Source organism: Geothrix campi, assembly GCF_024609265.1.
Taxonomy (GTDB): Bacteria; Acidobacteriota; Holophagae; order Holophagales; family Holophagaceae; genus Geothrix; species Geothrix campi.
Window position 1 is genome coordinate 560,191 of record NZ_JANHMP010000002.1, and the last position, 24,299, is coordinate 584,489.

Genomic DNA, 24,299 nt, shown 5'->3' on the forward strand with positions numbered 1-24,299 from the left:
CTACCTCATGCGCAGTCTGATGCTGTTGCTGCTGCCGGCCGTCCTGATGGCCCAGCGCCCACCAGCCTCCCCCGCCGATGCCTTCAACCGTGAGCTGAAGCGCAACCGGTTCGGCACTTGGCTGGTGCTGGAGGACGAGGGCGCAGCCTGGGGCGCGGCCACGCGGTCCGCTCTGGACGAGGAGCCAATGGTGCTCCTGAACCTCCCGCTGAAGGTGGTGGCGGGGGGCAAGAAGCCGGATGCGCTTGCGCCCGTGCTCCGGGAACGTTTCGGATGGCCGAAGGGGGCGCATTGGGCCCTGGTGGACGCCCAGGGCCGGGTGCGGGCGGAAGGGGCCGAAACTCCAGCCCCGGCCGCCCTGGGCCGGGCGGTGGACCAGGCGGGAACCTTGTCCCGTGCCCAGGAACTGGAGGCCTTCCTCCGGCAGAATCCGGATCGGCTGGATGCCCGGATGGCTCTGTGCGACGAGCATCTCCTCGTGGCGAGTCGGCGGACCCGGAAGGTCCTGGGCCCTCCGGCGACCCAGCCAGCCACGCCCCAGGGTTCCGCCGCCGTGAAGCAGCTGGACCCTGAGCCGGACCTGAAGATCTGGGCCCAGGCCGCCCAGCAGCTGGATGCAATTCTCTGGGATGTCGAAGGAATGCTTGTCGGATTCCAGGGGATGATGTTCATCCAGCGGGTACGCCGATCCGCGGCGGAACACTCCCCGGTCATGGTGGCGGTGTTGACACGGCATAAGGGTGCCATGGAGGCAGTGTTGCGCGGACGGCCCGAGATTTTCGAGGCCTGGGACCTCTGGATCATGGCTTCCCAGAAGTGCGGCGGGTGGCCTCTCCAGCCCCTACTGGCCTCACTCCACCCGCTACCCGGAACGGGACCTGGCGCTTGGCCGCCTGAGGGTGTCCTCGCAGAGTACGTGAAGGATGCGAAGTTCCGCGGCGACTGGGGAGCCATCCGTGAAGTCCTGGAGCCCCGGTGGGCCGGCCAGAGGGATGCCGTGCTGGATGGACGGCTGGAATACGGGAACAACGCCCTGCTCTGGGACTGGATCCTCGGACCTTTGCTTGAGGCGCAGGTCGCCCAGGGAGATGTCGGGGCCGCCGACCAGGTTCTGAACGAGGCGGCCGAGGTGGCCGGTTGGCCGGGCCTGCCCGCCAAGGCCCAGGACCTGGGCATGCGTCTGAAGCGCCCGGATCTTGCCGCCCGCTGGGGCGCCCTCGCCGTGAAGGGCCGATGAGCCTCGTCCCCACCCGCATCCAGCTGAACCGTCCGCTACCGCCCCTCACCTACCTGGCCCCCGAGGGCCTGCCGGCAGGGGTGCGGGTGCGGGTGCGGGTGCGGAACAGCCTGGCGGTGGGGTTGGTCATGGGGCCTGACCCCGCGCCGCCGGCGGCGAAGCTGCGGCCCGTGGATGCGGTCATCGATCCCTTCCCGCTGTTGCCGCCGAAGCTACGGGAGCTGCAAGCCTTCGCCGCGCGCTACTACGGCTGTCTGGAGGCGCACCTGCTGCCCCTCAGCCTGCCCCAGGCCATGTTGCCCCACTGGGAGGCGGATGAGGATGGCCAGCGGCTCTCCTTCCACCGCGACCGGGGTGCCTGGGAGGTGCTCGTCGAGCTGGGCGAGGCCTGGCACCGCGACCCGGCCATCCTGCCTACCCTGCTGCACAGGGCTGCCTTGCGCGGGGCTGGGTTCACGGAGGTCCGCCTCACCGGCGCGCCACATCCGCCACGGGTGACACCATCCCAGGCCAAGGTGCTGCTCGCGTTGGAGGATGCGGGCGGGGCCCTGATGGAGCCGGAGCTGCTGGAAGCCGCAGCGGTTGGCGCCTCCGTACTGGGCACCCTGGAAAAGCGGGGGCTCATCGAACGGATGAAGCGGGTGGATCTGCTGGGCCAGCGGCGCGAGGCGGGTGTGGACCGCACGGTAGTCCTGAACGAGGAGCAGCGGACGGCCCTGGAGGCGGTGACACTCGGGGCCTTCGGCGTCCACCTGCTCCAGGGCGTCACGGGGTCAGGGAAAACAGAGGTGTACCTTGAGCTGGCCGAGCGGGTGCTGGCGACAGGTCGCCGCGTGCTCTGGCTGGTGCCGGAGATAGGACTCACGGCCCGGTTGCTCGATCGTCTGGAGGCCCGCTTCCCGGGCCGCATCGCCGTGGGTCACGCGGGCCTGAACGCTGGTGAGAAGCACGGCGATGTGGTGCGCCTGCTCTTCAACGGTGCCGACCTCTTCGTGGGCGTGCGGAACGCCGTGTTGGCGCCTCTGCGCGACATCGGCCTCATCATTGTGGACGAGGAGCACGAGGGCTCGTACAAGTCGGAGGAGCACCCCCGCATCCACGCCCGGGATCTGGCCATCAAGCGGGCCCAGCTCGAGGGCTGCCCCATCATTCTGGGCAGCGCCACGCCCAGCCTCGAAAGCTGGCAGGCCGCGCAGACCGGACGCTACCGCCTGCTCCAGCTGAAGCAGCGACCCGCTGGCATCACCCTGCCGACGGTGGAGATCGTGGATCTGCGCGACGCCTACCGGCAGCTGCGACGGAAGGTGATCCTCACGCCAATGCTAATGCAGGCCCTGTCAGACGTCCTGGCGAAGGGCGAGCAGGCGCTCCTGCTGCTGAACCGCCGGGGCTACGAGAATTTCTGGATGTGCCGGGCCTGTGGCAAGACGCTGGGCTGCCCACACTGTGCCATCTCACTCACCTACCACCGGGGCGACTTTCGCCTGCGCTGCCACCTTTGCGGCCACGAGACCGTGCCGCCGGAGGCCTGCCCCGACTGCGGGGCCGACCACCTGCGCGGCGTAGGCGAAGGCACCGAACAGGTGGAGGAGCACCTGAACCAGCTCTTTCCCAGCGCCCGCATCCTGCGCCTGGACCGGGACACCACACGGCGCCGTGGCTCCTTCGAGGCTGGGCTGCTGGCCGCCGAGGCCGGGGAGGTGGACATCCTCGTCGGCACCCAGATGCTCGCCAAGGGGCACACCTTCCCGAAGCTCACCCTGGTGGGCGTGCTCAACGCGGACCAGGGGTTGAAGGTGGCCGACTTCCGGGCCTCGGAACGCACCTTCCAGCTGCTCACCCAGGTGGCAGGGCGGGCTGGCCGGGGCGAACTGTCGGGCCGCGTGATCCTCCAGACCTACTCGCCGGAACACCCGGCCATCACCTTCGCCCTGGCCCAGGATTTCGAAGGCTTCGCGGCCTCGGAGCTGCCCTTCCGCGAAGGTCTGGGCTACCCGCCCTTCACGGCCCTCTCCCTCTACCGAGCTGAGGCCGATACCCTGCAAGAGGCGCGGGAGGCCCTGGATGGGTTCCGGCAGCGCCTGTCGGTCCCGGGCCTGCGTGTGCTCGGCCCCCTGGAGGCGCCCGTTCCGCGGGTGCGCGATCGCTGGCGCATGCACCTGCTGCTCAAGGGTCCACGGGGCGCGCTGGGCGAAGTCCTCGCCCGGCATCCCCTCGCCCCCGCAGGCCCCATCAGCCTCGATCGGGACCCCATCCAGTTCGGATGAAAAAGGGCCCCCGAAGGGGCCCATGGTTGGCGGAAGCTGGAACTAGCGGACGATGCGCCAAGCGCGGATACGGATGCCCTTGGTCAGATCGGTATCTTTCACACTCTGGATGCTCGGAGTGTTCTGGCCAGCCTGTGTCTCGGTGTTGATGGTCGACCCGAGGGTCGACTGTCCTTGGGTGAGGGCGCCGCCTTGAAGCACACGGTTACCCGCATCCACCAGCTGGCTCGAAAGAGAATTGAAGTAGAACGCGAGGCCGGAGCAATTCGAGTCGTTCTTGGATGCGCTGCCCTGGATGTTCGCAACCACGGTGAGATCCGTGGTCTGGAGGTTCAATGCCAGCGGCCGGGTGATGTCGCACTGGCGGAAGGTACGGGTGAAGGAGTTCGGGGAGCAATTGAACCCGCTCGCATTGAAGATGTCGTAGACCGAGAAGAACAGGAGTCCCTGCTTGATCAGGGGACTGACCAGAACTTTATCGAAGGACAGGCCGCCGCTCCAATTGTTGCTGGGGAGCGAGCCTGTGCTGAGGTCAACGTAATAGCCATTGTGCTTGTCGTCGTTCTTCAGCACATAGGACGGGTTTCCAGGAACCACGCGCGCATCACTGTAGTTGGTGGCCCACCCAGTTCCATCATTCGGGATGCTGGTCATATCGGAATCGGGGATGCCGGTTCCCGTGCCAGCGCTATTGTTGCCGTCATAACTGAGCTTCTTGCTGTCTTGCCGGTCCGCAAGCACCATGAACCGGTTCAGTTTGGGCGGGTACTGGGGAGTGGTGACACCACCAACCCAACTGCCACTGGTGTAGGTGCCCCCGATATTGTAGGTCTCCTCCTTGTCCGTGGGATTGTTTCGATCGCCAGCGCCGATCGCCACAATGACAGTCATGGGGTTGGGATTGGGATTGGTGGAATCTGTGGAGGAGGACGGGAAGCCGCCCTGGAGGTTGAAAACGTCCGGCCGGGTTGTGAAGCGCATGACCAGATTTTTCCCACTACTGTCCTGGTTTCCGCCGGCCTTGTAGATGGGCCTCACGGCATTCCAATCATCGAGGTAGGAGGTGTCGATCCTGTAACCGTCGGCCAAAACGAAATCGGTGGGCTTCTGGTCGTTATTGATGCACCAGATGCCCCCAAGTGTGTCGGCGAAGTAGAGACGCTGGCTCTGGGCACCGGAAAAGAGCTTCAGCGGGGTGACACCCTCGGAAACGGCTCCCGTGAGGCTTCGGAGGTCCCAGCTTCGGAGGATTGACCCGTTAATGGGGTCGAGCCCCAGGACGAGGCGGCCCATCTTCTGGCCATACCGGGCATCCATCTCAGGGTTGCTGTACCCACCGCCGAGGAAGACCACATCCTGAGTCGTTGGCGGGGTGGAAATCGGTGAGGCGGTGGATCCGGGGTAATTGACCGTGGCGATGGCTGGAACGGAAGTGCTCATGCCCATGGAGGAGATGAGAGGAGCGGCATCAGTCAAGGACTTCGTCGCCACTTGAGGGAGTGCCTGGGTGGCACCCAGCGGATCCCGCGGGTTGAGGACCCAGGCGACCTTGAAGGTGGCCGGTGTGATGGATTTGCCGATATCCGAGATCTGGAGCCCATAGTAGCTTCGAGCGCCCTTGCGGTTCCCAAAGATCACCACTGCGTTCTCACCGAAGGAGACGCGTCCATCCGGCAGGGCATTGCCAAAGGCGGAAGAGGGAGGTAGATCCACGTGATAGAGGGCGGGATCTCCATCGACCATGTAGCTGTGGTTCAGGTTGGGGTATTCCGAAGGGTCTTTACTGGGGGTATTCCTGGTCATGTAGAGCCGGTAGAGGGCCTGCCAGAAGTCTGGCGGGATGAAGGACCATAACTCTATGGCCTTGGCGTCCACGAAGTTGATGGGATTATTGGCGGCATCATTTTTGCCGGAATAGCTGCTGGCGGACCATTCGAAGAAGCACTCCAGCTGGCCAACGTTGGTACCCACGATGATCAGGCGGGCATGGGGGTCAGAGTAGGCGCTCCCAGTGAAGGGATTCCCTGGAATTTTGACGGCTGAGGGGGCGGCGTCGACCTCGCTCGGGATGATTGGATCCGTGTTCACGGCGCCGGTGGAATCGACATCGCTCAGGGTCAACTCCACGGCCAAGGGGGCAGAGTTCACGATGTCGCCCATGATGTCCAGGCGGTTGCTGGTGCTGTTGTTCGGATCCTTGAGGTCATCAGCATTTTGCGCGCCGCGAACCCACGCGATGAAATTCAAGGCCTGGTCCGCCGTGATGTTCGTGCTCAGCAAGGTCCCATCATTGGTATTCACATCTTTCACAGTTGAGGTGAGGGCAGTGATGACCCCGTCGGGATCGCTCGCGGTGGGTTTCGTGGTGCCGGCACTCTCGACATTGGGCCAGCGCACCTTCTTCCCGCCCACCATGGTGAACATGGCCCGTTGGGTCCAGAGCATGGCTCCCGAGGGGAACAACTGCCCACTGGTGTTCGGGGTCGGAGCTGCGTTGGCGGTCAGGTCCGCCGCAAGGTATTTCCCGAAGAGGTCGTAGGAATCCCAAAGATGGGCGTTATTGAAGTTCGGGATGCCAGTGGCGATGTCAGCGGGATCCGTCCCAGGGTTGCCCTTGCTGTCATAGCCATAGAAACTCAGCACATCGTGGGTGCCAAGTCCGGTATTGGTGGGATCGATGAACTGGGTGCTCTGGAGAACACCCATCCCGTACAGATTGCCGGACCAGAGCGGGGTCTTGTTGATGGAGGCTCCAGAACCCAGCGAAGTCTTGAAGATGCCGAAATAGGCGGCGTTGGCAGCGCGCACACCCGTGGCCGGGGTGGCGGGAGCGGACAGGGCCGCGCCGGCGGATACGATGTACTGGGCCACCTGGTCGAAGGCTTTCTCAAGGTTCGTGGGATCAGAACCGGTGAAATAGTAGACCTTGGTGTACTGGGTGGCGGCTCCGGAGACATAGCCGGAGAGTTGGATGGGCAGGTCGGGTTGCTTGCTCGACCCGTTGGAAGGCTGCCAGGCGGGGCGGCCGGGATCGCCCCACTGGGCGATCCGGAAGAGTTGCTCATGGGGAGACCGGCTACCTGGATTGGTGTTCTTGAACCGGTAGGCCCCGGGAACACCCACGCTGATGACGACGGTCTGGATGCGGCGGGTATTGCCATTGATGCTCAGAGTCCAAGGCGCCCCCCAGGCCGTGGCCCGCTTTGGCCCGGTGCCGAAAGCTGCGATGGAGGAGAGGATCGGAGAAGAAAAACTGGCATCCGTGGGCGAGAGGCTGGCGGCATTGTTCCCGGTCCCATAGGCGCCGTTGGCGTTGCCGCCAGCGGCATTGTTGCCGTTGCCCGGGATGTTCGCCGCGTCGCCCTTCAGGGCTGCAGAGTAGCTGTCGTCGAACCCTTGGCCAGGGAAGACGATGACATAGGTGTTGGCGCATCCAGAGTTCTGGGCATCCCGTTTGTAGCCGGGTTGATTGTCGGCAATCTGCCGGTAGGTGTTGGCCAAGGCGTAGTTCAGGGCCTCAGGTGTGAAGGGGTCAGGCGAACCTACATCGTAGGTGGCGAAGTTGGTGTAATTGGACAGATCCCAGTCCCATGAGCGCGGGCCCCAAGCTTGCAGGGGTTCGGTCTGGGCCAGGAGATTGGCGAGGCTCATCATGCGCAATGTCCGCATGCCCTGGCTTGTGTAGTTCGCGGTCGTGCTGCCACCGAAGCTGGAGAAGGAGGATGTCTGGGTCTCCTCATGGTTGCCCGTATCCGCGGTATTGCTGGACGTGGGGTACGTGGGATCCAGGAAGCGGTAGGCAAACTGGAGCGTGCCCATCTTCGACAACATCACATTGATGGAGGCGTATTTGATGGCCTGGTACCGGGTCATGTTGGGAAGACCGTTGGCCCACCCCGCGATGCCGTCGTTGAAGGTGTCGGGGACAGCGTAGCCGTTCTTATAGGTGGTCGAGTGGTAGGCCGTCGTGTTCAGCAAGGTGCTGCCCGCGTCGACCCAACTCGTCTGGCCGTTGGTGGGGTCGACATAGCGAACCTGAGTGCCGCCGAAAACCCAGGTCAGGAAGTCGGGGGTGTAGTAGAACTGGCCGATCCGGAAGTCGTTGATGTTCTTGGCGGCGTTGATGATCCCGCTCACCCAATTGGTGGAGAGCAGGGCGGTATCACTGTTTGGGTAGGTCGTGTCTGGACCGAGGATGGAGGTGGTGCCGGAAACATTGATGGCGAATGGGCCGCTGGTGGTCGAGGCCGTGTTGAGGTTCTGGGACCAGGGATCGAAGGGGGCCGATCCGGAGGAGGATGTGAAGGCATTGGTCTGGGGGCTGAATCCGGAATCATAGGCAAGGCTCTTCGCGGCGAGAGCCGCGGCTGTCGGGCTGTCCCAGATTTTCCAGGGGCAGGGCAGATCGACGGTGCGGGCACCGTGGCTGCCGGTGATCGTGAACCGGACATGGGTGGTCACGGCGATGACCTGGGCTAGGGTCAATCCAGGAGTGATGATGGGCGTGACGTTGCCGGCGGGATCGGCGTAGAGGGGGATGCCGACGATGTCTGATGACGTCGAGGGATCCTGGATGGCGGTGGCCGGGGACTTGCTGTTGCCCTGGGGCCACCAGTACATCCGCACCTGAGGACCGCCTACCGTGGGGATCCGAAGCCCGAACACAATGCCGGCCGCGTAGGACTTGCCGGGATTGTTCCCGTTTCCGGCGACAGCCACCCCGGCCGTGAAGGGATTGAACACTGCCTGGATCTTCGTGTCGGTCCCCGAGGGGATCTGGCCGCTGGGGGCAGTGCCGATCCAAGCTGTCCTTGCTTGATAAGTAAGGTACTTGTAGGGCTCGAACACCGCTCGGGAGACGGGAGTGAAATCGTAGATGGCAGCTACCTCGGACTTCGAGGGGATCTGCTGGTAGGCGTCGCTCAGATCCGTGACAGTCCTGAGGTTGCGCTCAACCTGCGCGGTGAGGGGCAGGAAGGCCAGCAGGAGGAAGGGGGAGAGCAGCTTGGAAAGGCGCATGAAGGGCTCCGTCTGGCGGGCTGCGTGACTGGGTGGACTAGAACGTGATGTCGACGATGGCGTCGCGCCGGGCGGCGAAGGATTGGCCCGTATCCCCGACGTTGGCGCGGCCCGTGGACCGGACGAGGAAGAAGAACCTCTTCGAACCTGTGGCGCCGCCGCCGCTGGATTTGCCGGCGGTCAACGCGCCAGTGTTGGCGAGCGGATAGGGCCCCAGGTAGCGGACTTCCGTCTCCATCGCCTGAGTGACCACGGACTGCTGGGTGTACCCCGAAGTGGATGGGCTCAAATCCGAGCCGGGAGTCGATGGGTAGATGTAGGCCCTGAGAATGCCCGTTCCCGAGTCGCTCATGTACCCGGTGCCCTTGGTGTTGGTGGTGGCGTCTGTCCCCAGCGTCCGCAGGGTGGGATCCGCGATGGCGAGGGAAAGCTGATTGATGGCTGTGTAGACGGCCTGCTGGTCCGCGGTGGCGCCATTACTGAGCCCCCAGGTGACAGTCCAGTCGATGCCACTGTCGGCCGCCTCGGCTGCCTTTCGGCCCAGGGACTCATTGCCGGTGATGGCGATCTCCCGAAGGGAGTCCCGGCCCAAGCCGAAGACCATGGCGCCGAGCATGGAAAGGAGGACCAGGGCGAGCAGGATCGTGATGCCGCCTGCTTCTTGACGCCGGGATGAATCAGAGCGCCTCATTGCGAGCTCCCGAGTGCGAAATTCTTGGGCGAGATCATCATGGTCACGGTTCGCGTGCGGAAGGCAGGCGGCGCCGTCTGGTCATTGCGGTACTCCGCGCGTGCCAGCCTGGTGCGCGTTTCCACGTCAAGTCGGAAAGTCACGGGGAGGTAGTTGGTCCATACGGGATCGATTGGATTGCTCAGGCCCATGGATGTGTATGTGTACAGAAGGCTGGAGGCCGAGAGGGCTTCCTTCACCTTCGTGTCCAGGGCGGTGTAGACGTTGGCCCAGGAATCCATGCCGGCCTTCAAGGTGCCGTCAGGGTTGTAGCGCAGGAAGGTTTTGCCTCCATCGAGGCTTAGATCGACCTTGAAGCCGGTGACACCTTCCACGAGGATCCGTTCTGTCCAATTGGCCGAGGCGGCCGGGCCGGAGTCCTTATCGGGCGCGAAGTAGGCATCGCGATCCAGCGGGGCCGTCTGCAGGACGAGGCAGGGGATCATGTGTTTCGGATCGGCAGGGTCCAGGGCCCGGGGAACCACGGTGTAGCGGACCACTTGAAGCGTGGCGATGAAGGCACAGGGGGCTTTGGCCTTGTGCGGGTTGTTGAACATCCCGGTGAAGAAGCCACCTCCCAGGACGTTGCCGAATGCGTCCACCCCGGTACTTGCGGTGTCAAGCGCGGCTGTATAGGTACCACCGCTTCCGGATAGAGAGCTGATGCGGAGCATGTCGACCGAGTTGATCTGAGAGTCGAGCATCACCATGACGAGGGGGTTGTTGGTCGTGTCTTTCAGGTATTTGTCGAGAGCCGCTTTCCCAGAAGGGATGGAGACTGAGGCCGAGGTCGCGCCGGCAGCGACATCCGCGCCCGTGGCGATGGCGCCTTCCACCTCGAGGTTGAGATCCTGGACGAACTGGAGTTCGTCCACATTGGGGAGTGTGACGGTGGTGCCGTTGGGATCGGACCAGACCGGCTGATAGTCGGTCTGCTGGACCAGCACGGGGGGCTGTACCGCACTGGAACCGATCTTCAGCTCCCCATGGAGGTTCCGGGGAGGGAAGAGGTAGCCTGCCTGGAGAATTTCGTCCTCCACGGCTCCCAGGGCGAACCTTGAGGCCCTTTGGAGGCCGAGGGATTCCTGCTGTGTGTAGAACCCACTGACACTTGAGGCGAAGATTCGCAGCATACCGGTGGTGAGGATCGCCGTGAACACCAAGGCGACCAGCAGTTCCACGAGGGAGAAGCCGGATTGGAAGGAGTGCGGCTTAGATACGGACATGGCGGCTCACCGAAATCGCTTTGGTATCAGGGGCAGTCCCCTTCTTGGGGTTGGCTTCTTGCCAAGTTACGTTCACGACGAATTCCTGAATGGCACTACGGGTGCCTGTGTTGACTGAACCTTGGCGGCTGAACCAGGTGGCGGTGAACACGGCCGGGGTGACCTTGTCGGCAGCGTCGATCGGCCGCCCGTTGATGTCGAAGAGCAGGGCGGCACCGTCCGCCTTGGGCTTGCCGTCAGCCGCTCCGATGAAGGTTCCCCCCGTCGTGTTGGCCACCCCTGCTGGGTTCAGAAGACGCTCGGCAGCCGTCACCTGACCTTCGCTGCCGGCGCGATCCAGGACGCTGTGGGCCAGGAAGGCGGCCGTGCCGCGCAGGCGGCCGCCTGCGCCTTGGCTGATGCTCACGACTTGGAGGGCGGCCAGCCCCAGCATGCCGATGGCGAAAATGGCCATGGCCATGAGCAGTTCGATCATCGTGAACCCGCGTTGTGAGCGCGAGTGTGTGGTGGGGGATGGGGTGGTGGACGTCATGGGCCTACTCCAGCCTTTGCCATTGGTTGGGCGTGTCGGTCATCAGGGCATCGGGTTTGTAATAGGCCGTGATAAGCCCGTTCTCCAGCACGAAGACGCAGCCATAGGGCAGGCCCTTATCCTTGATCGTCAGCCCCCTCACGCCGACCCAGGTTCCTCCGGTGATGGCGGAGCGGACCTTGGTAGCCTTGTCGACAAACTGGGGGGAACCTTGGGGGGAGAATCCGAGGTAGGACGTGGCTTGGGCATCTGGTTGAATCGGCGTGCTCCAGCCGGAGAACCCAAGGGTGGTGAGGGAGGCCAAGTCCTTTACCGCGGTACTGCCTTCATCCAGGATCGGCGGATCGGTTGTCGTGAACCTGGCATACCTGGTCCAGTCCTGGCCTACGGCGACATCCATGAGTGGGGTGGCCTTCTCGGTACCGTTGTCGTTGATGTCGACCGCGGACATCCGTACAACGTTCCCGGAGGTGACGATGTGGATGTTGATGCTCTTGCCATTGGCGAGAGCGAGCCCTCGAGCCTGCTGAAGCGAGGCCTTGAGGTCCTGGAGGCCTGTGCGCACGGCCTTCGGGGACTTGGGTCCCAGATTCGGCACCACGAACATGGTCACGATGGCCAGGATGGCCAGGACCACCAGCAACTCGATCAAGGTGTATCCCCGCTGGGGGGAGTTAGCGTGGGGACGGAATCCCATAGGCGCCTCGTTTTAGGAAGGATAGGTGGCTCTGGTTGGGGATATTTCTAATTCTAAATCAAATGGAATAAACGGATAGTCGCAGCAATCTTAACGTGGATGGAAGGCGGAGTCTGGATATGTATAAAAAGAATACACTCTTGTCCGCACCGGCCCGGGAAAGCCTGCTCCATGTGCTAACCTGAATCGTGTCCGAATCCGCCCAGCTCCCCAGACTCCGGGCAAAAAAGCGGCTCGGCCAGAACTTCCTGATGAACGAGGGGGCCATCGCCACCATCGTGAACTCGGCTCTGGGTTCACCGGCGCCGAGGCTGCTGGAGATCGGCCCAGGCCCGGGGGTGCTGACGGAACGTCTGCTGACGGACGGGCGGCCCCTGTGGGCGGTGGACCTGGATCCCGAGGCTTGCGCATTGTTGCGGCAACGCTTTGCCGCCGTCGCCCAGTTCCACCTGCTGGAGGGCGATGCGGTGCGCATGCCCTTCCCGGAGGGTGGCCCCTGGTCGGTGGTGGGCAATCTGCCGTACAACGCGGCCACGCCGATCCTGGCCAGGCTGCTCACGGAGGGCATCCCCTGGGATCGCATGGTCCTGATGTTCCAGCTGGAAGTGGCCCAGAAGCTGATGGGTGAGCCCGGTACCAAGGCCTACGGGCCCTTGTCGGTGCTGGCGCAGCTCTGCGCGCGCCTGACCCGGCTGGTGAAGCTGGGGCCCGGATCCTTCCGTCCTGCCCCCAAAGTGGAGTCCGCCGTGGTCCAGTTCGAACCCCGGGCAGAGGCACCCAGTCTGGCCGAACGCAAGGCCCTGCTCACCGTCCTGCACCGCTCCTTCGCCCACCGCCGCAAGACCCTGGCCAACAACTGGCAGGGGAGCCTGGCGGCAGAAGCCTTGTCCAGTGCAGGATTGGCCCCGGCGCTCCGCGCCGAGGTGATCACCCCCCCTGTCTGGCTCTCGGCCACCCGTCATTTGTTGATCCAGCACCCGGAGGTGTTCCCATCGTGATGCCCGTGGCACCCGAATTCGAAACCTGGACGGAGGCCCCCGCCGCCGATGAACTGCGGCTGATCCCCATCGGCGGGCTCGGCGAATTCGGCATGAATGCGCTGGTGGTGCACAGCGCCCGCAGCCTCTTCCTGGTGGACTGCGGCCAGCTCTTCCCGTCGGACGACCAGCCGGGCATCGACTCCATCGTGCCGGACTTCGCCTACCTGGAGCCCTTTGCGGAGCGTATCCAGGCGGTGCTGCTCACGCATGGGCACGAGGACCACATTGGCGCGCTGCCCTACTTCCTGCGCCGCTGGCCCGTGCCCGTGTATGGCACGGTCTTCACCCTCGGTCTGGTCGAAGGCAAGCTGCGTGAGCACGGCCTGGACCTGGGGTTGCTGCATACCGTGCGGGACTATGGCCGCGTGAAAGTGGGGGACGGAGAGATCGAGGCCGAGTGGATCCCCGTGACCCACAGCATTCCCGATGCCTGCGCCCTGGCCCTGCACACGCCCCAGGGTGTGCTGGTGCACTCCGGCGACTTCAAAATCGATCCCGAGCCCTTGGACGGCCGGCTCACGGGCATGGATCGCCTGAGGGTTCTCGGTGATGCCGGGGTGCGGCTGCTCATGGCGGATTCAACCAATGTGGGCCGACCGGGTCGCTCGCCCGCGGAAGCCCTGTGCCGCGAGGGTCTGGAGGCCGCCTTCGAGCAGACGAAGGGGCGCCTCTTCGTCACCACCTTCAGCTCCAATATCCACCGCCTGCAGACGGTGATCGACCTGGCCTACGAGTTCCGCCGCCGCGTGGTGCTGTTGGGGCGCAGCCTGGACCGCAACCTGGGGCTGGCCCGGTCGCTCAAGCGTCTGGATCTGCCTGACGACATCCTGATCGAGGTCAAGGACGCCCAGCTCTACGATCCCGACGAACTGCTCGTGCTCTGCACCGGCAGCCAGGGTGAGCCCATGAGCGGACTGGCGCGGCTGCTGCGCCGGGAGGTGAAAGGCCTGCGCATGGAACCCGGCGACCGCCTTGTGGTGAGCGCGCGTTCCATCCCCGGCAACGAAGTGTCCATCTCGCGGATGCTCGATCAGGCGGAGCGCCTGGGGGCGGAAACCTCGCTGGAGGGGCTGGGTCCCGTGCATGCCTCGGGCCATGGCTGTCGCGACGAACTGGCGGATCTCATCCGCGCCGTGCGGCCCGCCCAGATGGTGCCCGTGCATGGCACCTACCGGAACCTGAGGTCTCACGGCAAGTTGGCGGCTTCCCTGGGTTGGACACCGGAGCGCATCTCTTTGCTGGATGGTGGCCTCTGCCTGAGGCTGTTCGCAGATGGCCGGTTGGACATGCCCGGGGCGGTCCCCGTGGGCAAGTGTTTCGTGAGCGAGGGTGTCGACCACATGGTGGACGCCCGCGTGGTGAAGGACCGGCTCATCCTCCAGGAGGATGGCGTCGTGTTCGCCACCCTCCTGGTGGATCCCCAGACCGGCGACCTGGCCGCGGAACCTACCATCCTCAGCCGCGGTTTCGTGATGCTCTCCGACGACGAGGCCTATGCGGAGCTGCTGGCAGGGGTGGCCCGCAAGACCTACGAGGATGCGCCGCCCTCCGTCCGCAAGGATGGGGAGGCTCTGCGCGATACCCTGCGTCTGGCCCTGCGCCGCATCATCCGCAAGACCACCCAGACCCGACCCCTGGTGATCCCGGTGGTTCTGGAGGCGCCTCAGATCTGAGCCCTACCGCCGACCCCGGCGGATTCCGGCGCCGGGTCGAAGGCCGGGCTCGGGCCGGTTGCCGAGGCCCTGGCGGAGGGCCTCGACCATGCGTCGCTGCATCTCCTCGACATGGGTGATGAGGCGCACCTGCTGGGCGGGGCTCAGCCGGGCGCGGATATCCTCCTCGAACTTGAACTTGAGTTCCGCCTGCTGGCGGCGCAGTTCCACGAACTGTTCCAGCAGGGGGCGGACCTTGGCGTTCTTTTCGTCCTCGGAGCCGGGGCCTATCAGGATGTCGTTGAAGTTGCGCCGGATCTGCTGGATCTGCCGGGTCTTCTCAAACTGTTCCCGGTCGTAGCGCGACCAGCGCTCCACCACGACCCGCGCCTGCTCCTCGGGAAGCCCCACGGTCTGCTGAAGCTGTTCCATCCGGAAGCGGGCCAGCGGGCGTTCGTCTTCCGCCTGGGCCTGGGCGTGGGCGGACAGGCCGGCAAGCAGGAGGAAGGTCATCAATAGGGTGGGGCGGAGCATGGGGATCACCTCGCGGGGGCCGGAGCCGTATCCAGGCGCTTCAAGAGTGTCTTCATTTCCTCGGGGCTGAGGGCCTGGATCTGGGCGGCCTCCTCCTCGTGGTTGTGGAATGGCGTGTCCGTGGTGGAGAGTTCGAGGATGTCGGGCTGCCGGGGCAGCGTGGCCTCCACATAGGGCGTCCGGTTCGCACGGCCCGCCAGGAAGGCGCCGGCGCTCACGGCCATGAGTACGGCGGCGGCGGCAGTCCAGCCGAGGGGGCCCAGCCGGTGCCTCAGGGCGGGTCGGGCGGGGAGCTTCCGGAGGATTCGGCTTGGCAGGCGGTCGAAATAGCCGGCCGGGGCCAGTACCTCGGGGCAGTCTTCCTGGGCCAGGAAGCAGACCCGGGCCTCGGAACAGGCCGTGCAACCCTTCAGGTGCGTCTCGACAGCAGGGCCGGGATCCAGAGGGTCAGCCTCGATGGCAGCCAGGGCGGCGACGCAGGCTTCGGGAATAGGGAGGGGTCCGGAATTCATGCGCGGCCTCCTTTGACATGGCGGGTGAGGTTCTGGATGGCATGGAAGATGTGCGCCTTCACACTGCCCACGGAGGTTCCCATCTGTTGGGCGATCTGCTCATATTTCCAGTCATGTTGCAGTTTCAGGGTGAGGGCTTCCTTCTGGCGGCGGGGCAGTTTCGGAAGGGCCTCGTGCAACAGGCGCCGCGCCTCCTGGTCCAGCAAGGAGGAAACCTGGGTCTCCTCCACCCGGAGGGCCGGATGGTCCAGGGTGCCCTCGGGCCCCTCGAGGCTTTCGTGTTCCCGGGCCATGCGCTCACGGAAATTCAGGGCCTGGCGGGTGGCGATGGTGATGAGCCAGGTCCGGAAGGAGGACTCGAAGCGGAAACCCGGCAGGGCGCGGAAGACACGGATGAAGGTCTCCTGCACGACGTCATCGGCGTCCTGGTGGTTCTTGACGATGGAAAACGCCTTGCCGTAGACATCCCGGGAGAACAGGCGCACCAAGCTGGCGAAAGCGGCCTGATCGCCGCCCTGGGCAGCCTCGACCCAGCCCAGCACCTCGGGTGTGTGGTAGGGCGAGGCCGGGTCGGGGAGCCGATCGGCGGTCCGGGGGATCGTCTGGGGCATCAGGGGCTCGTTCAAGGCGGCTTCCGCCATCATGTTAGGCTCCGGCGCCAGGGACAATGGGGTGGAATCGCCGTCACTGGATGGACCCGGGAAGCCCTTCTGGGGTTGAATGGAAATGGTGCAAGTCTTCAGTCTTCAATCTTCAGGAGTATCCATGCGCAACCGCATCACCCCGCTGCTCACGGAAGCGCAGATCCGGGCCCGGGTCCAGGAACTGGGCGCCCAGCTGTCCCGGGACTATGCGGGCGAGGACTTGGTGGTGATCGGGCTCCTGAACGGCGTGTTTCCCTTCTTCGCGGATCTCGTGCGGGCCATGGACCTCGATATCGACGTGAGCTTCATGCAGGTCTCCAGCTACGGTGCCGGTACCGAAAGCACGGGGGAAGTGCACATCCTCAAGGACCTGGACCGCTCCATCCAGGGACGCCACGCCCTGGTGGTCGAAGATATCGTGGACACCGGGCTCACCCTGTTCAAGGTCCGCAACCTGCTCCAGGACCGGGAACCCCTGAGTCTGAAGATCTGCACCCTCCTGGACAAGCCCAGTCGCCGCAAGATCGAGGTGCCTGTGGACTACATCGGCTTCACCATTGAGGATCACTTCGTGGTGGGCTATGGCCTCGACTTCGACGGCAAGCTCCGCAACTTGCCTTATGTGGGTGTCTATCATCCCTAGGATCTTCGTGCCCGCTTCTCCGCGTTTTTTCCTTGTCGCCATCTTGATCGCGGTCAGTGCCGGCTGCGGGTACCACCGTCTGGACCGGCAGCCACGGTCGGCGGCGTGGGCGAAACAGGGTGAGACCATCCGGTTGGCGCGGTTCCGCAACCTGACCCCTCGGCTGGGGCTGGAGGATCGCTTCACCAAGGCTCTGGAGAACCGCATTGTCGCGGCCAGCCCCTGGCGCCTGGTGGGGGCCGGCGAGCCTTCCCGCTGGGTGCTTCAGGGCACGCTGGAGGGCTACTCGTCCCGCGCTCTTGGCCTGTCTCTGGGCACCGCGCTGCCCCAGGGCAACGACCGCCTGAGAAGCAGCGCCGGGTCGGCTTCCCGCGTGGAGGTGGCCGTGGTGGCCAGCGTGGAACTGCTGGACGGGCAAACGGGCGCCGTGGTGCTGTCGCGCCGGGGCCTGACGTTCTCCAACCAGTACCGGGTCGACCAGAACTTCGCCAGCTTCGACAACCGGGAGCTCCAGGTCCTGGAGAGTCTCGCGGATGATTTCGCCGAGAGCTTCCTCACCCAGCTGCTGGAAGGCACGGACTGATGGCCACCGCTCAAGCCTGGCTGGACCACACCTTCGCGCTGGTGCATGGCGAAGATGGCGATGGCCGGCGGAAAGCCGTGGCGGAATGGACCGCGCGGCATGTGGACACGGAATGGGCGGATTTCACCCTGACGGTCTGCTCTGAGGGGTGTCCCTGGCCCGAGGTGATGGCGGCCCTCCAGGAGGCGGCGCCCTTGGGCGCCGAGGCCCGCACTGTGATCGTGCCTGCGGCGGACAACCTGTTCACGCGCGCCAAGGAACTGCCCGGCTCGGTCAAGGCCCTCCTGGAAAAGCCGCCGCAGGGCGTGAACCTGTTGCTGGTGGCCTGGACCACGCTGCCGGCTGCCCCGGGGAAGGCCCTGGGCGCAAAACCCTGGACCGACTGGGCCAAGGCGGGCCGGATCCTCAAGGTGGGGGCCCTGGAAGTCGCCGAGATCCCCGGTTTCATCGAGGCCGAAGCCAAGCGCCTGGGCCTCTCGCTTCAGGGGGCCGCGGCCACCCTCCTGGCCCAGCGGCAGGGCGGAAACCCCGGCCTGCTCAAGCGGGCCCTGGAGGTGCTGGATCTGCTGGCGGAGGATCGCCGCGTCACCGAGGACATGGTGAACCAGGTGACCTTCCGGCTGGCAGAGCAGAAAGCCTTCGCCTGGTCGGGAGCCTGGCAGAGAGGGGATGCCGCCGGGGCCCTCAAGGCCCTCCGCATGGCCCTGGAGGATGGCGATGAGCCCCTGATGCTGCTGGGACAGGCCCGGCGCGAGGTGGATCGCCTGTTGCGATACGCGGAAGCCCAGGCCGTGGGCCTGAAAGGGGCCGAGCTGACTTCCGCCCTGGGTTTGTCGCCCAAGCAGGCTTTCCTGCTGGATGGCTATCGCGGGGCCTTCGACAAGCTGAAACCGAGGGGCGTCAAAGGGCTGTTGGGCCGCCTGAATCAATGCGAGCGCGACCTCAAGGGCATGGCCATCTCCCGCAGCGAAGCCCCCCTGCTGGATCTGACGCTTACCCTCTGCCGGGCCTGGGGGCGCTGAGCCGGTTCAGAGCATCAGCACCTGGTCTGCTCCCAGCATCCAGGTTGTGGCTCCGCATCCGTGCCGTGTAGGCGCCTTGAGGATGAGCAGGTGCTTGCCCAAGGGATCACCGCAGGAGTCGACCCAGTGAGCCCCGGCTGAATTCCAGCCCGCAGGCAGAGGAACCGGGCATTGATCACTTGAGCCTCGGCTTCGGCGGGCGGATGATGGGGGTCTGGATTCCGGAGGGCCCATGTCTGAATGCGTCGTTCCCACCCTGACCTCCAACGAGGTGGTGGCATCCAAGTCTGTGCTGCCCGCGGGATGGAAGGCGGACCTGTCCAATCTGAAGGGCCTGGACCTGACCCTGCCCATGCTGGAGCTGCTGCGCCGGTCGACGAGCCGCCTGCCCCAGGATGTCATCGACGCCCTGGTGAAGGGCCGCGACGCCGAGGAAGAGGGCAGCCGGGCCTTCAACACGCTCAACGACATGGTGCGGAACATCATCCTCGCGGATGGCAACGTGTCGCCCCTCTGCCAGGACACGGGCACCATCATCGTCTGGGTGCGCCATCCCTTCGGCCTGAGCCAGCGCGCCGCCAAGCAGCAGATCCGGGCGGCCGTGGCCGAGGCCACCAAGCGGTCCTGGTTGCGCCCCAATTGCGTGGAAGCCCTCAGCGGCAAGAACACGGGCACCAACATGGATCCCTTCCATGAGGGGCACCCGGCCGTCCACTTCGAGGAGTGGGACAAGCCGGAAGTGGAGATCGCCGTCATGCAGAAGGGCGGGGGCTGCGAGAACGTGGGTGCCCAGTACCGCCTGCCGGACGCCGCCATCGGCGCGGGCCGCGACATCAAGGGCGTGCGCAAGTGCATCATCGATGCCGTGGTCAAGGCCCAGGGCCAAGGCTGCAGCCCCGGCATCCTCGGCGTGGCCATCGGCGGCGACCGCGTCAGCAGCTACGAGAAGAGCAAGGAACTGATCCTCCGCAAGCTGGGAACCCCCAACCCCGATCCGAAGATGGACGCCTTCGAGAAGGAGATCACGAACGATCTCAACACTCTGGGCATCGGCCCCATGGGCTACGGCGGCAACACCACCGTGCTGGGCGTTCTGGTGGAGGAGATGTACCGCCACCCCGCCAGCTTCTACGTGAGCATCAGCTACATGTGCTGGAGCAGCCGCCGGGGCTCGATCACGCTCAAGACCAACGGCGAAGTGTCCTTCGACTGACCGCGACGACGAGGCTCAACATGATCCGTCTCACCACTCCCATCACCGAAGACCAGATCCGCCAGCTCAAGGTCGGCGACGAAGTGCTGCTCAGCGGCCGCGTCGTCCTCAGCCGCGACATGGGCCACAAGTACATGAAGGAGCAGAAGCCCGAGTGGCTGAAGCCCATCCTCGAGAACATGGTCATCTACCACTGCGGCCCTGTGGTCCGCAAGAACCCGGACGGCAGCTGGTCCTTCGTGGCCGCGGGTCCCACCACCTCCATCCGCGAGGAGCCCTACCAGGCCGATGTCATCGAAACCTACAAGGTGCGCGGTGTCATCGGCAAGGGCGGTATGGGCAAGAAGACCAGTGAGGGCCTCCAGAAGACCGGGGCCGTCTATCTCCACGCCACCGGCGGCGCCGGCAGCCTGCTGGCCGAGCGCTGCAAGCGCGTGGTGGACGTGAAGATGCTGGAGGAGTTCGGCAGCCCCGAGGCCTTCTGGATCATCGAGGTGGAGGACTTCCCCCTGGTCGTCACCATGGACAGTCACGGCGGAAGCCTCCACGAGATCGTCGCCCAGCAGAGCCAGGAGCGGGCCAAGGCCCTGATGGCTTGAGCTACCTGGCGTTCTGGAATCGTCCCTCCCAGGCTAGGCTGGAGGGATGGTCCAGACCTATCGACAGCTCCGCCTCGACCTGAGCGCGGCCCTCGCCGAATTCCTCGATCCTTCCGAAGCCCATGCTGAGAGCATCCGCTGGTTCGAAGAGGGGCTTAACCTGTCGCGTTCCTGGATGGCGGCCCACGGGGGTGAGCTCGCGCCCGGGTCCGCCCGGCGGCAGGTGAGTGCCTGGGTGCGCCGGCGGAAGACGGGCGAGCCCTGGGCGTACATCCTGGGCTGGTGCCTCTTTCGGGACCGGCGCTTCCAGGTCACCCGGGACACCTTGATTCCCCGCCCGGAGACCGACCTGCTGGTGGAGGCGGCCCTGGAGGTGGGGAAGCGCCTGCGTGTGGAGCGATGTGTGGATGTGGGCACCGGCAGCGGCATCATCGCCGTGAGTTTGGCCCTGGAGTCGGGCTGGCAGGTGTCAGCCACCGATCTCAGTCCCGGGGCCCTGGTCGTGGCCCGGCGGAACGCGGCGGATCTCGGTGCCCGGGTGGCCTTCCTCGAGGGAAACCTGCTGGATCCGGTGCCGGACCCCTTGGGTTTGGTGGTGGCGAACCTCCCCTATGTGGATCCCGCGGATGAGCCGACCCTTCAGCGGGAGCTGGCCTTCGAACCCGCCTCGGCCCTCTTCGCCCCGGATCGGGGGCTGGCTCTGTCGGTGGCATTGCTGACCACCGCCAGGGTCCGTCAGGCACCGGCGTGCCTGTTGGAGATCGGGGCAGGTCAGGGGGGGGAACTGTGCCGCAGAGCGCTCGGGCTTGGATGGGGTAAAGCCCTGGTCCATCAGGATTTTGTGGGCCATGACCGAATTCTTGTGGCCCTGGTCTGAGGGGCGCAAGGCTTGGCTGGAATGTCTCGAAATGGGCTTAAAGCAGAAAATTGGGGAACCTGAATGCTTGAGGGATCCCGGTTCCCTGCCGATAGACGCTTTGTTGAGGTGGACATGAGCGGTACCGGTAGATCAGGCAGCGGCGGTCCTATCCAGAAGGCTGCGGGACGGAAGGATGCCGCCGCCGACCATCTCGTGGCCGTGGCGCATGAGGTCCTGGCCGAAACACCGGATGTGCGCGCCGAGAAGCTCAAGGCCCTGAAGCGGCAGCTGGAGGCGGGGACCTACCACCCCGATGAAGGAGCCGTAGCCGAGGGGCTCATCCGCGAGTATCTGGCGAAGACGGACGGCTAGGATCACCAGGCCCGAAGGGCCTTCAGCGGGAGCCACCACACGCGATCCGGGCCACCGCAGAGCAGGGCCCCGGCCTCGGGGCGCAGGCTCCCATCTCCAGGCGGGCCGGGAAGTCCGGGAGGTGGCGCCAGCCGCTTCCAGGCCTCCGCCAGGGGGATCACCTTCATGTGGTCCTCGCCGGGCTTCCAGGTGTAGAGCCGATCCAGCCCTTTGTCGAGGTAGGCCTCCCAGGCTTCCCGGGAGGGCGGGAGGGTGGCTGGTGGTGGCGCCACGGCTGCCTCAAAAGCAGCCGCACCCGGGATCTCCGCCGGTGGTGCTGGAGCAGGCGCCGGGAGGGTCGGCCGCGTCAATCCGAACCACAGGTGTCCGTCCGGTTCTTCGCCGAGCAGGTGGAGCAGGTCTGCATCCATGGCGGCGGCTTCGGGAATCAATCGCTTCAAGTCCTGCGGAGCTCCGGTCTTGGCCCCTGGGCCCAAGGGAATGAGGGTTCCGGGTTCCGGTTGCCACCAGCCCGCCTTGGCATTACCGGCGACCAGGCCCAACCCGTGCGCGAACCCAAGGGCAGAAGGGGGCGGGGCCGGCACATGAGTCCATTCCCCATTCCGGAAAGCCGAGAATCCCAAGTCGTGGGCCACCAGAAAGGAACGAGGCCCGATGGGAAGCAGGCTGGAGATGTTTTTCACTTCCAGGGGGAGTTCAACCGTGGTCGAGGTGGGTTTGCGGCTGCCTGCCCGGTGAGCCAGATCAAGAATGCAGACGGGGGTGCCCGTGCCGAAGAGGAACACACTGCGCCGATCCGGCGCCAGGGCCAGGTGCTCGCCCGGCGCGCGGTGGGACCACAGGGGCTGCTGGTTGCGCAGATCCCAGGCCAGGGCCAGCGCAGGGGAGCTGGGATCCTCAGAGCTGCGATAGAGGAGGACCAGGGCGTCGTCCGGTGCCAGGGCGGCATCCACCAGATCGGCGAACTGGAAGAACCGATCAGACACCCCTGTCGGCGTGGGCAGGGAGAGGGCGGGACCGGGCGCCCCCTTCACGAAGAGGACCGCCTGTTGCCGACCGGTCTGGGTCAGAATCTGGGCGACCGCGGCCTCCCCGGGCAGGGGAAGTGTCCACCGCACGCTTCTCAGAGGCGCGGACGGAGGCTGGAGGTCGATGAGCTGGCCCACTCCCATCGCCACAGCCCGGAAGGGTTCCAGGGTCTCCTCCTGGGGCGGAGCGCCTGGGTCGCGGCGAGTCAACCACCAGGCGCCGCTGCCGAGGGCGACGATCAGGATGGCGGCGCCCAGGGCGAGGGTGGGGCGGGTCATGACAGACCTCCAGCGGATCTCAGGTGCTGCTCCAGCGCTTGCAGGGCGCGCTCCCGATGCGCGCGGCCCTTGGCGGACTTCACGGCGCGGGTACCGCCCTCCCGCTTGAGGCCCCGCAGGTCCAGGAGGCCCTCGGGAAGCGGCGGCATCAGGCCCAACATGGCGTTGGTCGGACCAAAGTCCTTGCTGGAGGCATGGGCGAGGTAGTTCAGCAGACTGCCCAGCATCGTATCCGTCGGGAAGGGCAGTGGCTCCAATCCGCGCACGGCTCGATCCGTGGCGAAGGCGGCGGCAAGGCCGCTGGCAGCGGATTCAAGGTATCCCTCCACGCCCGAGAGTTGCCCTGCGATCCAGAGATTATTCAAGGATTTGACAGCCAATGTCGCATCGAGCACTTTCGGGGCCTGGATGTAGGTGTTCCGATGGATGCTGCCGAAGCGGGCGAATTCAGCCTTCTCAAGGCCCGGGATCAGCCGGAACACATCCTTCTGTGCTCCCCATTTCAGGCGCGTCTGGAAGCCCACCATGTTGAAGAAGTCCCCCGCCAGGGTGTCCTGGCGGAGCTGGACCACGGCGTGGGGCCAGCGTCCGGTCCGCGGATCGTCCAGGCCCATGGGCTTCATGGGGCCGTGGCGCAGTGTCTCGCGGCCGCGGTCGGCCATGACCTCAATGGGCAGGCAAGCTTCAAAGTACGCGGTATCAATGTCATGGAGAGGCACGCGATCCGCCGCGAGCAGCGCGTCCAGGAAGCGCTCGTACTGCGCCTTGTCCAAAGGGCAGTTGATGAAGTCGGCTCCGCCCTTGTCGTAGCGCGCGGCCATCCAGGCAACGCCCATGTCGATGCTGTCGCGCTCCACGATCGGGGCGATGGCATCGTAGAAGTGCAGGCGATCGCTACCGGTGGCGTTTGCCAGCCAGTCGGCCAGCGGCTCCGCGGTGAGCGGGCCCGTGGCAAGGATAGTCGGCACCGCGGGTTCCGGCGCGTCGATGCGAGCCTCCTCCCAGTGGATGCGGGGATGGCCTTTCAGAGCGGAAGTCACGGCTTCTGAGAAGGCGTCCCGGTCCACCGCCAGGCTGTTTCCGGCAGGCACGCGGGTGGCCTCCGCGCAGCGCAGGACCAGCGAATCCATCCTGTGCATCTCAGCTTTGAGAATCCCGGTGGCAGAGTTGGGGTCGTCGCTCTTGAAGGAATTGGAACAGACCATCTCTGCGGCCCGCTCTGTGCTGTGGGCGGGGGTCATCCAACGCGGCCGCATCTCGGAGATCCGGATCTCATGACCCCGCGTGGCCAGTTGCCAGGCGGCTTCCGAACCGGCTAGGCCCGCCCCGATGATGTGGATCACGCATCCCCCAGGGGGTTGATTCTACGTCAGGGCCATCCGACCTTCCCCGTTCCGGATGGCCCTGGAGGTCCCCGAAGGGCCGGATCATTCGGTTTCAGGGCCTCCCTTGAAATTTCCCCTTGCATGCTGGCTGCGCGATGTTAGTCTGAATGTCCTGCGCAGTTGAGGCTGCGAGGTGCTGGAAGGGGCCGCGAGGCGACTTCGGACTGTGCGGAAGCACGGTGAGCGTCTTTGAAAACCGGATAGAAGATAGGAAGCCTTTGAGGGT

Annotated in this window: 21 protein-coding genes; 11 read left to right on the forward strand and 10 right to left on the reverse strand. The window is 65.3% G+C overall.

Annotated elements, in window-relative coordinates; all coding sequences use genetic code 11:
- The first annotated feature begins 7 nt into the window (after nt 1–7).
- Together NOV65_RS11705 and priA are read left to right on the forward strand one after the other, a co-directional pair.
- Nucleotides 8–1,237, forward strand: a complete 1,230-nt coding sequence (locus NOV65_RS11705) for a hypothetical protein (RefSeq protein ID WP_257306638.1) — start codon at nt 8–10, stop codon at nt 1,235–1,237.
- On the forward strand, nt 1,234–3,504 hold the full coding sequence (gene priA / locus NOV65_RS11710) for a replication restart helicase PriA (protein ID WP_257306639.1): 2,271 nt from the start codon (nt 1,234–1,236) through the stop codon (nt 3,502–3,504). Before NOV65_RS11705 ends, priA begins: the two co-directional genes overlap by 4 nt.
- A gap of 42 nt (nt 3,505–3,546) precedes the next feature.
- On the opposite strand, the gene NOV65_RS11715 is transcribed toward priA, so the two are convergent.
- The 5 genes from NOV65_RS11715 to NOV65_RS11735 are packed head-to-tail and all read right to left on the reverse strand — an operon-like array spanning nt 3,547 to nt 11,708.
- Complete coding sequence (locus tag NOV65_RS11715) at nt 3,547–8,523, reverse strand: pilus assembly protein (RefSeq protein WP_257306640.1); 4,977 nt, start codon at nt 8,521–8,523, stop codon at nt 3,547–3,549.
- Between the two features lie 37 nt (nt 8,524–8,560).
- Nucleotides 8,561–9,214 carry a hypothetical protein gene (locus tag NOV65_RS11720; protein ID WP_257306641.1) on the reverse strand — a complete coding sequence of 218 codons (654 nt, stop codon included), beginning with the start codon at nt 9,212–9,214 and terminating at the stop codon, nt 8,561–8,563.
- Nucleotides 9,211–10,479, reverse strand: a complete 1,269-nt coding sequence (locus NOV65_RS11725; protein ID WP_257306642.1) for a PilW family protein — start codon at nt 10,477–10,479, stop codon at nt 9,211–9,213. Before NOV65_RS11725 ends, NOV65_RS11720 begins: the two co-directional genes overlap by 4 nt.
- A complete protein-coding gene (locus NOV65_RS11730) occupies nt 10,466–11,011 on the reverse strand; it encodes a prepilin-type N-terminal cleavage/methylation domain-containing protein (RefSeq protein ID WP_257306643.1) in 546 nt (181 codons plus the stop codon). The genes NOV65_RS11725 and NOV65_RS11730 overlap by 14 nt, the downstream gene beginning before the upstream one ends.
- Before the next feature lie 4 nt (nt 11,012–11,015).
- Nucleotides 11,016–11,708 carry a pilus assembly FimT family protein gene (locus NOV65_RS11735; protein WP_425250853.1) on the reverse strand — a complete coding sequence of 231 codons (693 nt, stop codon included), beginning with the start codon at nt 11,706–11,708 and terminating at the stop codon, nt 11,016–11,018.
- Nucleotides 11,709–11,896: 188 nt separating this feature from the next.
- On the opposite strand from NOV65_RS11735, the gene rsmA reads away from it, so the two are divergent.
- A complete protein-coding gene (gene rsmA / locus NOV65_RS11740; RefSeq protein WP_257306645.1) occupies nt 11,897–12,706 on the forward strand; it encodes a 16S rRNA (adenine(1518)-N(6)/adenine(1519)-N(6))-dimethyltransferase RsmA in 810 nt (269 codons plus the stop codon).
- Entirely contained in the window at nt 12,706–14,421 is a 1,716-nt protein-coding gene (locus tag NOV65_RS11745) for a ribonuclease J (protein ID WP_257306646.1), read from the forward strand. The genes rsmA and NOV65_RS11745 overlap by 1 nt, the downstream gene beginning before the upstream one ends.
- A gap of 3 nt (nt 14,422–14,424) precedes the next feature.
- Here NOV65_RS11745 and NOV65_RS11750 read toward each other — a convergent pair whose 3' ends face one another.
- The 3 genes from NOV65_RS11750 to NOV65_RS11760 are packed head-to-tail and all read right to left on the reverse strand — an operon-like array spanning nt 14,425 to nt 16,090.
- Complete coding sequence (locus NOV65_RS11750) at nt 14,425–14,934, reverse strand: hypothetical protein (RefSeq protein WP_257306647.1); 510 nt, start codon at nt 14,932–14,934, stop codon at nt 14,425–14,427.
- Nucleotides 14,935–14,939: 5 nt separating this feature from the next.
- On the reverse strand, nt 14,940–15,446 hold the full coding sequence (locus tag NOV65_RS11755) for a hypothetical protein (protein ID WP_257306648.1): 507 nt from the start codon (nt 15,444–15,446) through the stop codon (nt 14,940–14,942).
- A complete protein-coding gene (locus NOV65_RS11760) occupies nt 15,443–16,090 on the reverse strand; it encodes an RNA polymerase sigma factor (RefSeq protein ID WP_257306649.1) in 648 nt (215 codons plus the stop codon). The genes NOV65_RS11755 and NOV65_RS11760 overlap by 4 nt, the downstream gene beginning before the upstream one ends.
- Before the next feature lie 121 nt (nt 16,091–16,211).
- On the opposite strand from NOV65_RS11760, the gene hpt reads away from it, so the two are divergent.
- From hpt to NOV65_RS11795, 7 genes are all read left to right on the forward strand, one after another.
- On the forward strand, nt 16,212–16,733 hold the full coding sequence (gene hpt, locus NOV65_RS11765; RefSeq protein ID WP_257306650.1) for a hypoxanthine phosphoribosyltransferase: 522 nt from the start codon (nt 16,212–16,214) through the stop codon (nt 16,731–16,733).
- A 43-nt stretch (nt 16,734–16,776) separates the two neighbouring features.
- Nucleotides 16,777–17,316, forward strand: coding sequence for an LPS assembly lipoprotein LptE (lptE, locus tag NOV65_RS11770; protein ID WP_257306651.1), 540 nt, complete (start codon nt 16,777–16,779; stop codon nt 17,314–17,316).
- The gene (gene holA / locus NOV65_RS11775; protein ID WP_257306652.1) at nt 17,316–18,338 is read left to right on the forward strand and encodes a DNA polymerase III subunit delta; all 1,023 of its coding nucleotides are present in this window, start codon (nt 17,316–17,318) and stop codon (nt 18,336–18,338) included. Before lptE ends, holA begins: the two co-directional genes overlap by 1 nt.
- 232 nt (nt 18,339–18,570) lie before the next feature.
- The gene (locus NOV65_RS11780; RefSeq protein ID WP_257306653.1) at nt 18,571–19,551 is read left to right on the forward strand and encodes a fumarate hydratase; all 981 of its coding nucleotides are present in this window, start codon (nt 18,571–18,573) and stop codon (nt 19,549–19,551) included.
- Between the two features lie 20 nt (nt 19,552–19,571).
- The gene (locus NOV65_RS11785; RefSeq protein WP_257306654.1) at nt 19,572–20,150 is read left to right on the forward strand and encodes a FumA C-terminus/TtdB family hydratase beta subunit; all 579 of its coding nucleotides are present in this window, start codon (nt 19,572–19,574) and stop codon (nt 20,148–20,150) included.
- Nucleotides 20,151–20,196: 46 nt separating this feature from the next.
- Complete coding sequence (locus tag NOV65_RS11790; RefSeq protein WP_257306655.1) at nt 20,197–21,027, forward strand: N5-glutamine methyltransferase family protein; 831 nt, start codon at nt 20,197–20,199, stop codon at nt 21,025–21,027.
- A gap of 114 nt (nt 21,028–21,141) precedes the next feature.
- On the forward strand, nt 21,142–21,381 hold the full coding sequence (locus NOV65_RS11795) for a flagellar biosynthesis anti-sigma factor FlgM (RefSeq protein ID WP_257306656.1): 240 nt from the start codon (nt 21,142–21,144) through the stop codon (nt 21,379–21,381).
- Nucleotides 21,382–21,383: 2 nt separating this feature from the next.
- Here the strand turns inward: NOV65_RS11795 and NOV65_RS11800 are convergent, their stop codons facing one another.
- Together NOV65_RS11800 and trmFO are read right to left on the reverse strand one after the other, a co-directional pair.
- Nucleotides 21,384–22,688, reverse strand: coding sequence for a hypothetical protein (locus NOV65_RS11800; protein WP_257306657.1), 1,305 nt, complete (start codon nt 22,686–22,688; stop codon nt 21,384–21,386).
- The gene (gene trmFO, locus NOV65_RS11805) at nt 22,685–24,031 is read right to left on the reverse strand and encodes a methylenetetrahydrofolate--tRNA-(uracil(54)-C(5))-methyltransferase (FADH(2)-oxidizing) TrmFO (RefSeq protein ID WP_257306658.1); all 1,347 of its coding nucleotides are present in this window, start codon (nt 24,029–24,031) and stop codon (nt 22,685–22,687) included. The genes NOV65_RS11800 and trmFO overlap by 4 nt, the downstream gene beginning before the upstream one ends.
- Nucleotides 24,032–24,299: the final 268 nt, after the last annotated feature.

What these genes read in the sequence shown, in the direction of transcription:
- NOV65_RS11755 (WP_257306648.1), bottom strand. Translation starts at nt 15,446, where the DNA reads ATGAATTCCGGACCCCTCCCTATTCCCGAAGCCTGCGTCGCCGCCCTG.
- NOV65_RS11750 (WP_257306647.1), bottom strand. Translation starts at nt 14,934, where the DNA reads ATGCTCCGCCCCACCCTATTGATGACCTTCCTCCTGCTTGCCGGCCTG.
- NOV65_RS11725 (WP_257306642.1), bottom strand. Translation starts at nt 10,479, where the DNA reads ATGTCCGTATCTAAGCCGCACTCCTTCCAATCCGGCTTCTCCCTCGTG.
- NOV65_RS11735 (WP_425250853.1), bottom strand. Translation starts at nt 11,708, where the DNA reads ATGGGATTCCGTCCCCACGCTAACTCCCCCCAGCGGGGATACACCTTG.
- NOV65_RS11705 (WP_257306638.1), top strand. Translation starts at nt 8, where the DNA reads ATGCGCAGTCTGATGCTGTTGCTGCTGCCGGCCGTCCTGATGGCCCAG.
- NOV65_RS11745 (WP_257306646.1), top strand. Translation starts at nt 12,706, where the DNA reads ATGCCCGTGGCACCCGAATTCGAAACCTGGACGGAGGCCCCCGCCGCC.
- NOV65_RS11800 (WP_257306657.1), bottom strand. Translation starts at nt 22,688, where the DNA reads ATGACCCGCCCCACCCTCGCCCTGGGCGCCGCCATCCTGATCGTCGCC.
- NOV65_RS11715 (WP_257306640.1), bottom strand. Translation starts at nt 8,523, where the DNA reads ATGCGCCTTTCCAAGCTGCTCTCCCCCTTCCTCCTGCTGGCCTTCCTG.
- hpt (WP_257306650.1), top strand. Translation starts at nt 16,212, where the DNA reads ATGCGCAACCGCATCACCCCGCTGCTCACGGAAGCGCAGATCCGGGCC.
- NOV65_RS11790 (WP_257306655.1), top strand. Translation starts at nt 20,197, where the DNA reads ATGGTCCAGACCTATCGACAGCTCCGCCTCGACCTGAGCGCGGCCCTC.
- NOV65_RS11795 (WP_257306656.1), top strand. Translation starts at nt 21,142, where the DNA reads ATGAGCGGTACCGGTAGATCAGGCAGCGGCGGTCCTATCCAGAAGGCT.
- NOV65_RS11780 (WP_257306653.1), top strand. Translation starts at nt 18,571, where the DNA reads ATGTCTGAATGCGTCGTTCCCACCCTGACCTCCAACGAGGTGGTGGCA.
- NOV65_RS11720 (WP_257306641.1), bottom strand. Translation starts at nt 9,214, where the DNA reads ATGAGGCGCTCTGATTCATCCCGGCGTCAAGAAGCAGGCGGCATCACG.
- NOV65_RS11785 (WP_257306654.1), top strand. Translation starts at nt 19,572, where the DNA reads ATGATCCGTCTCACCACTCCCATCACCGAAGACCAGATCCGCCAGCTC.
- priA (WP_257306639.1), top strand. Translation starts at nt 1,234, where the DNA reads ATGAGCCTCGTCCCCACCCGCATCCAGCTGAACCGTCCGCTACCGCCC.
- NOV65_RS11760 (WP_257306649.1), bottom strand. Translation starts at nt 16,090, where the DNA reads ATGATGGCGGAAGCCGCCTTGAACGAGCCCCTGATGCCCCAGACGATC.
- NOV65_RS11730 (WP_257306643.1), bottom strand. Translation starts at nt 11,011, where the DNA reads ATGACGTCCACCACCCCATCCCCCACCACACACTCGCGCTCACAACGC.
- holA (WP_257306652.1), top strand. Translation starts at nt 17,316, where the DNA reads ATGGCCACCGCTCAAGCCTGGCTGGACCACACCTTCGCGCTGGTGCAT.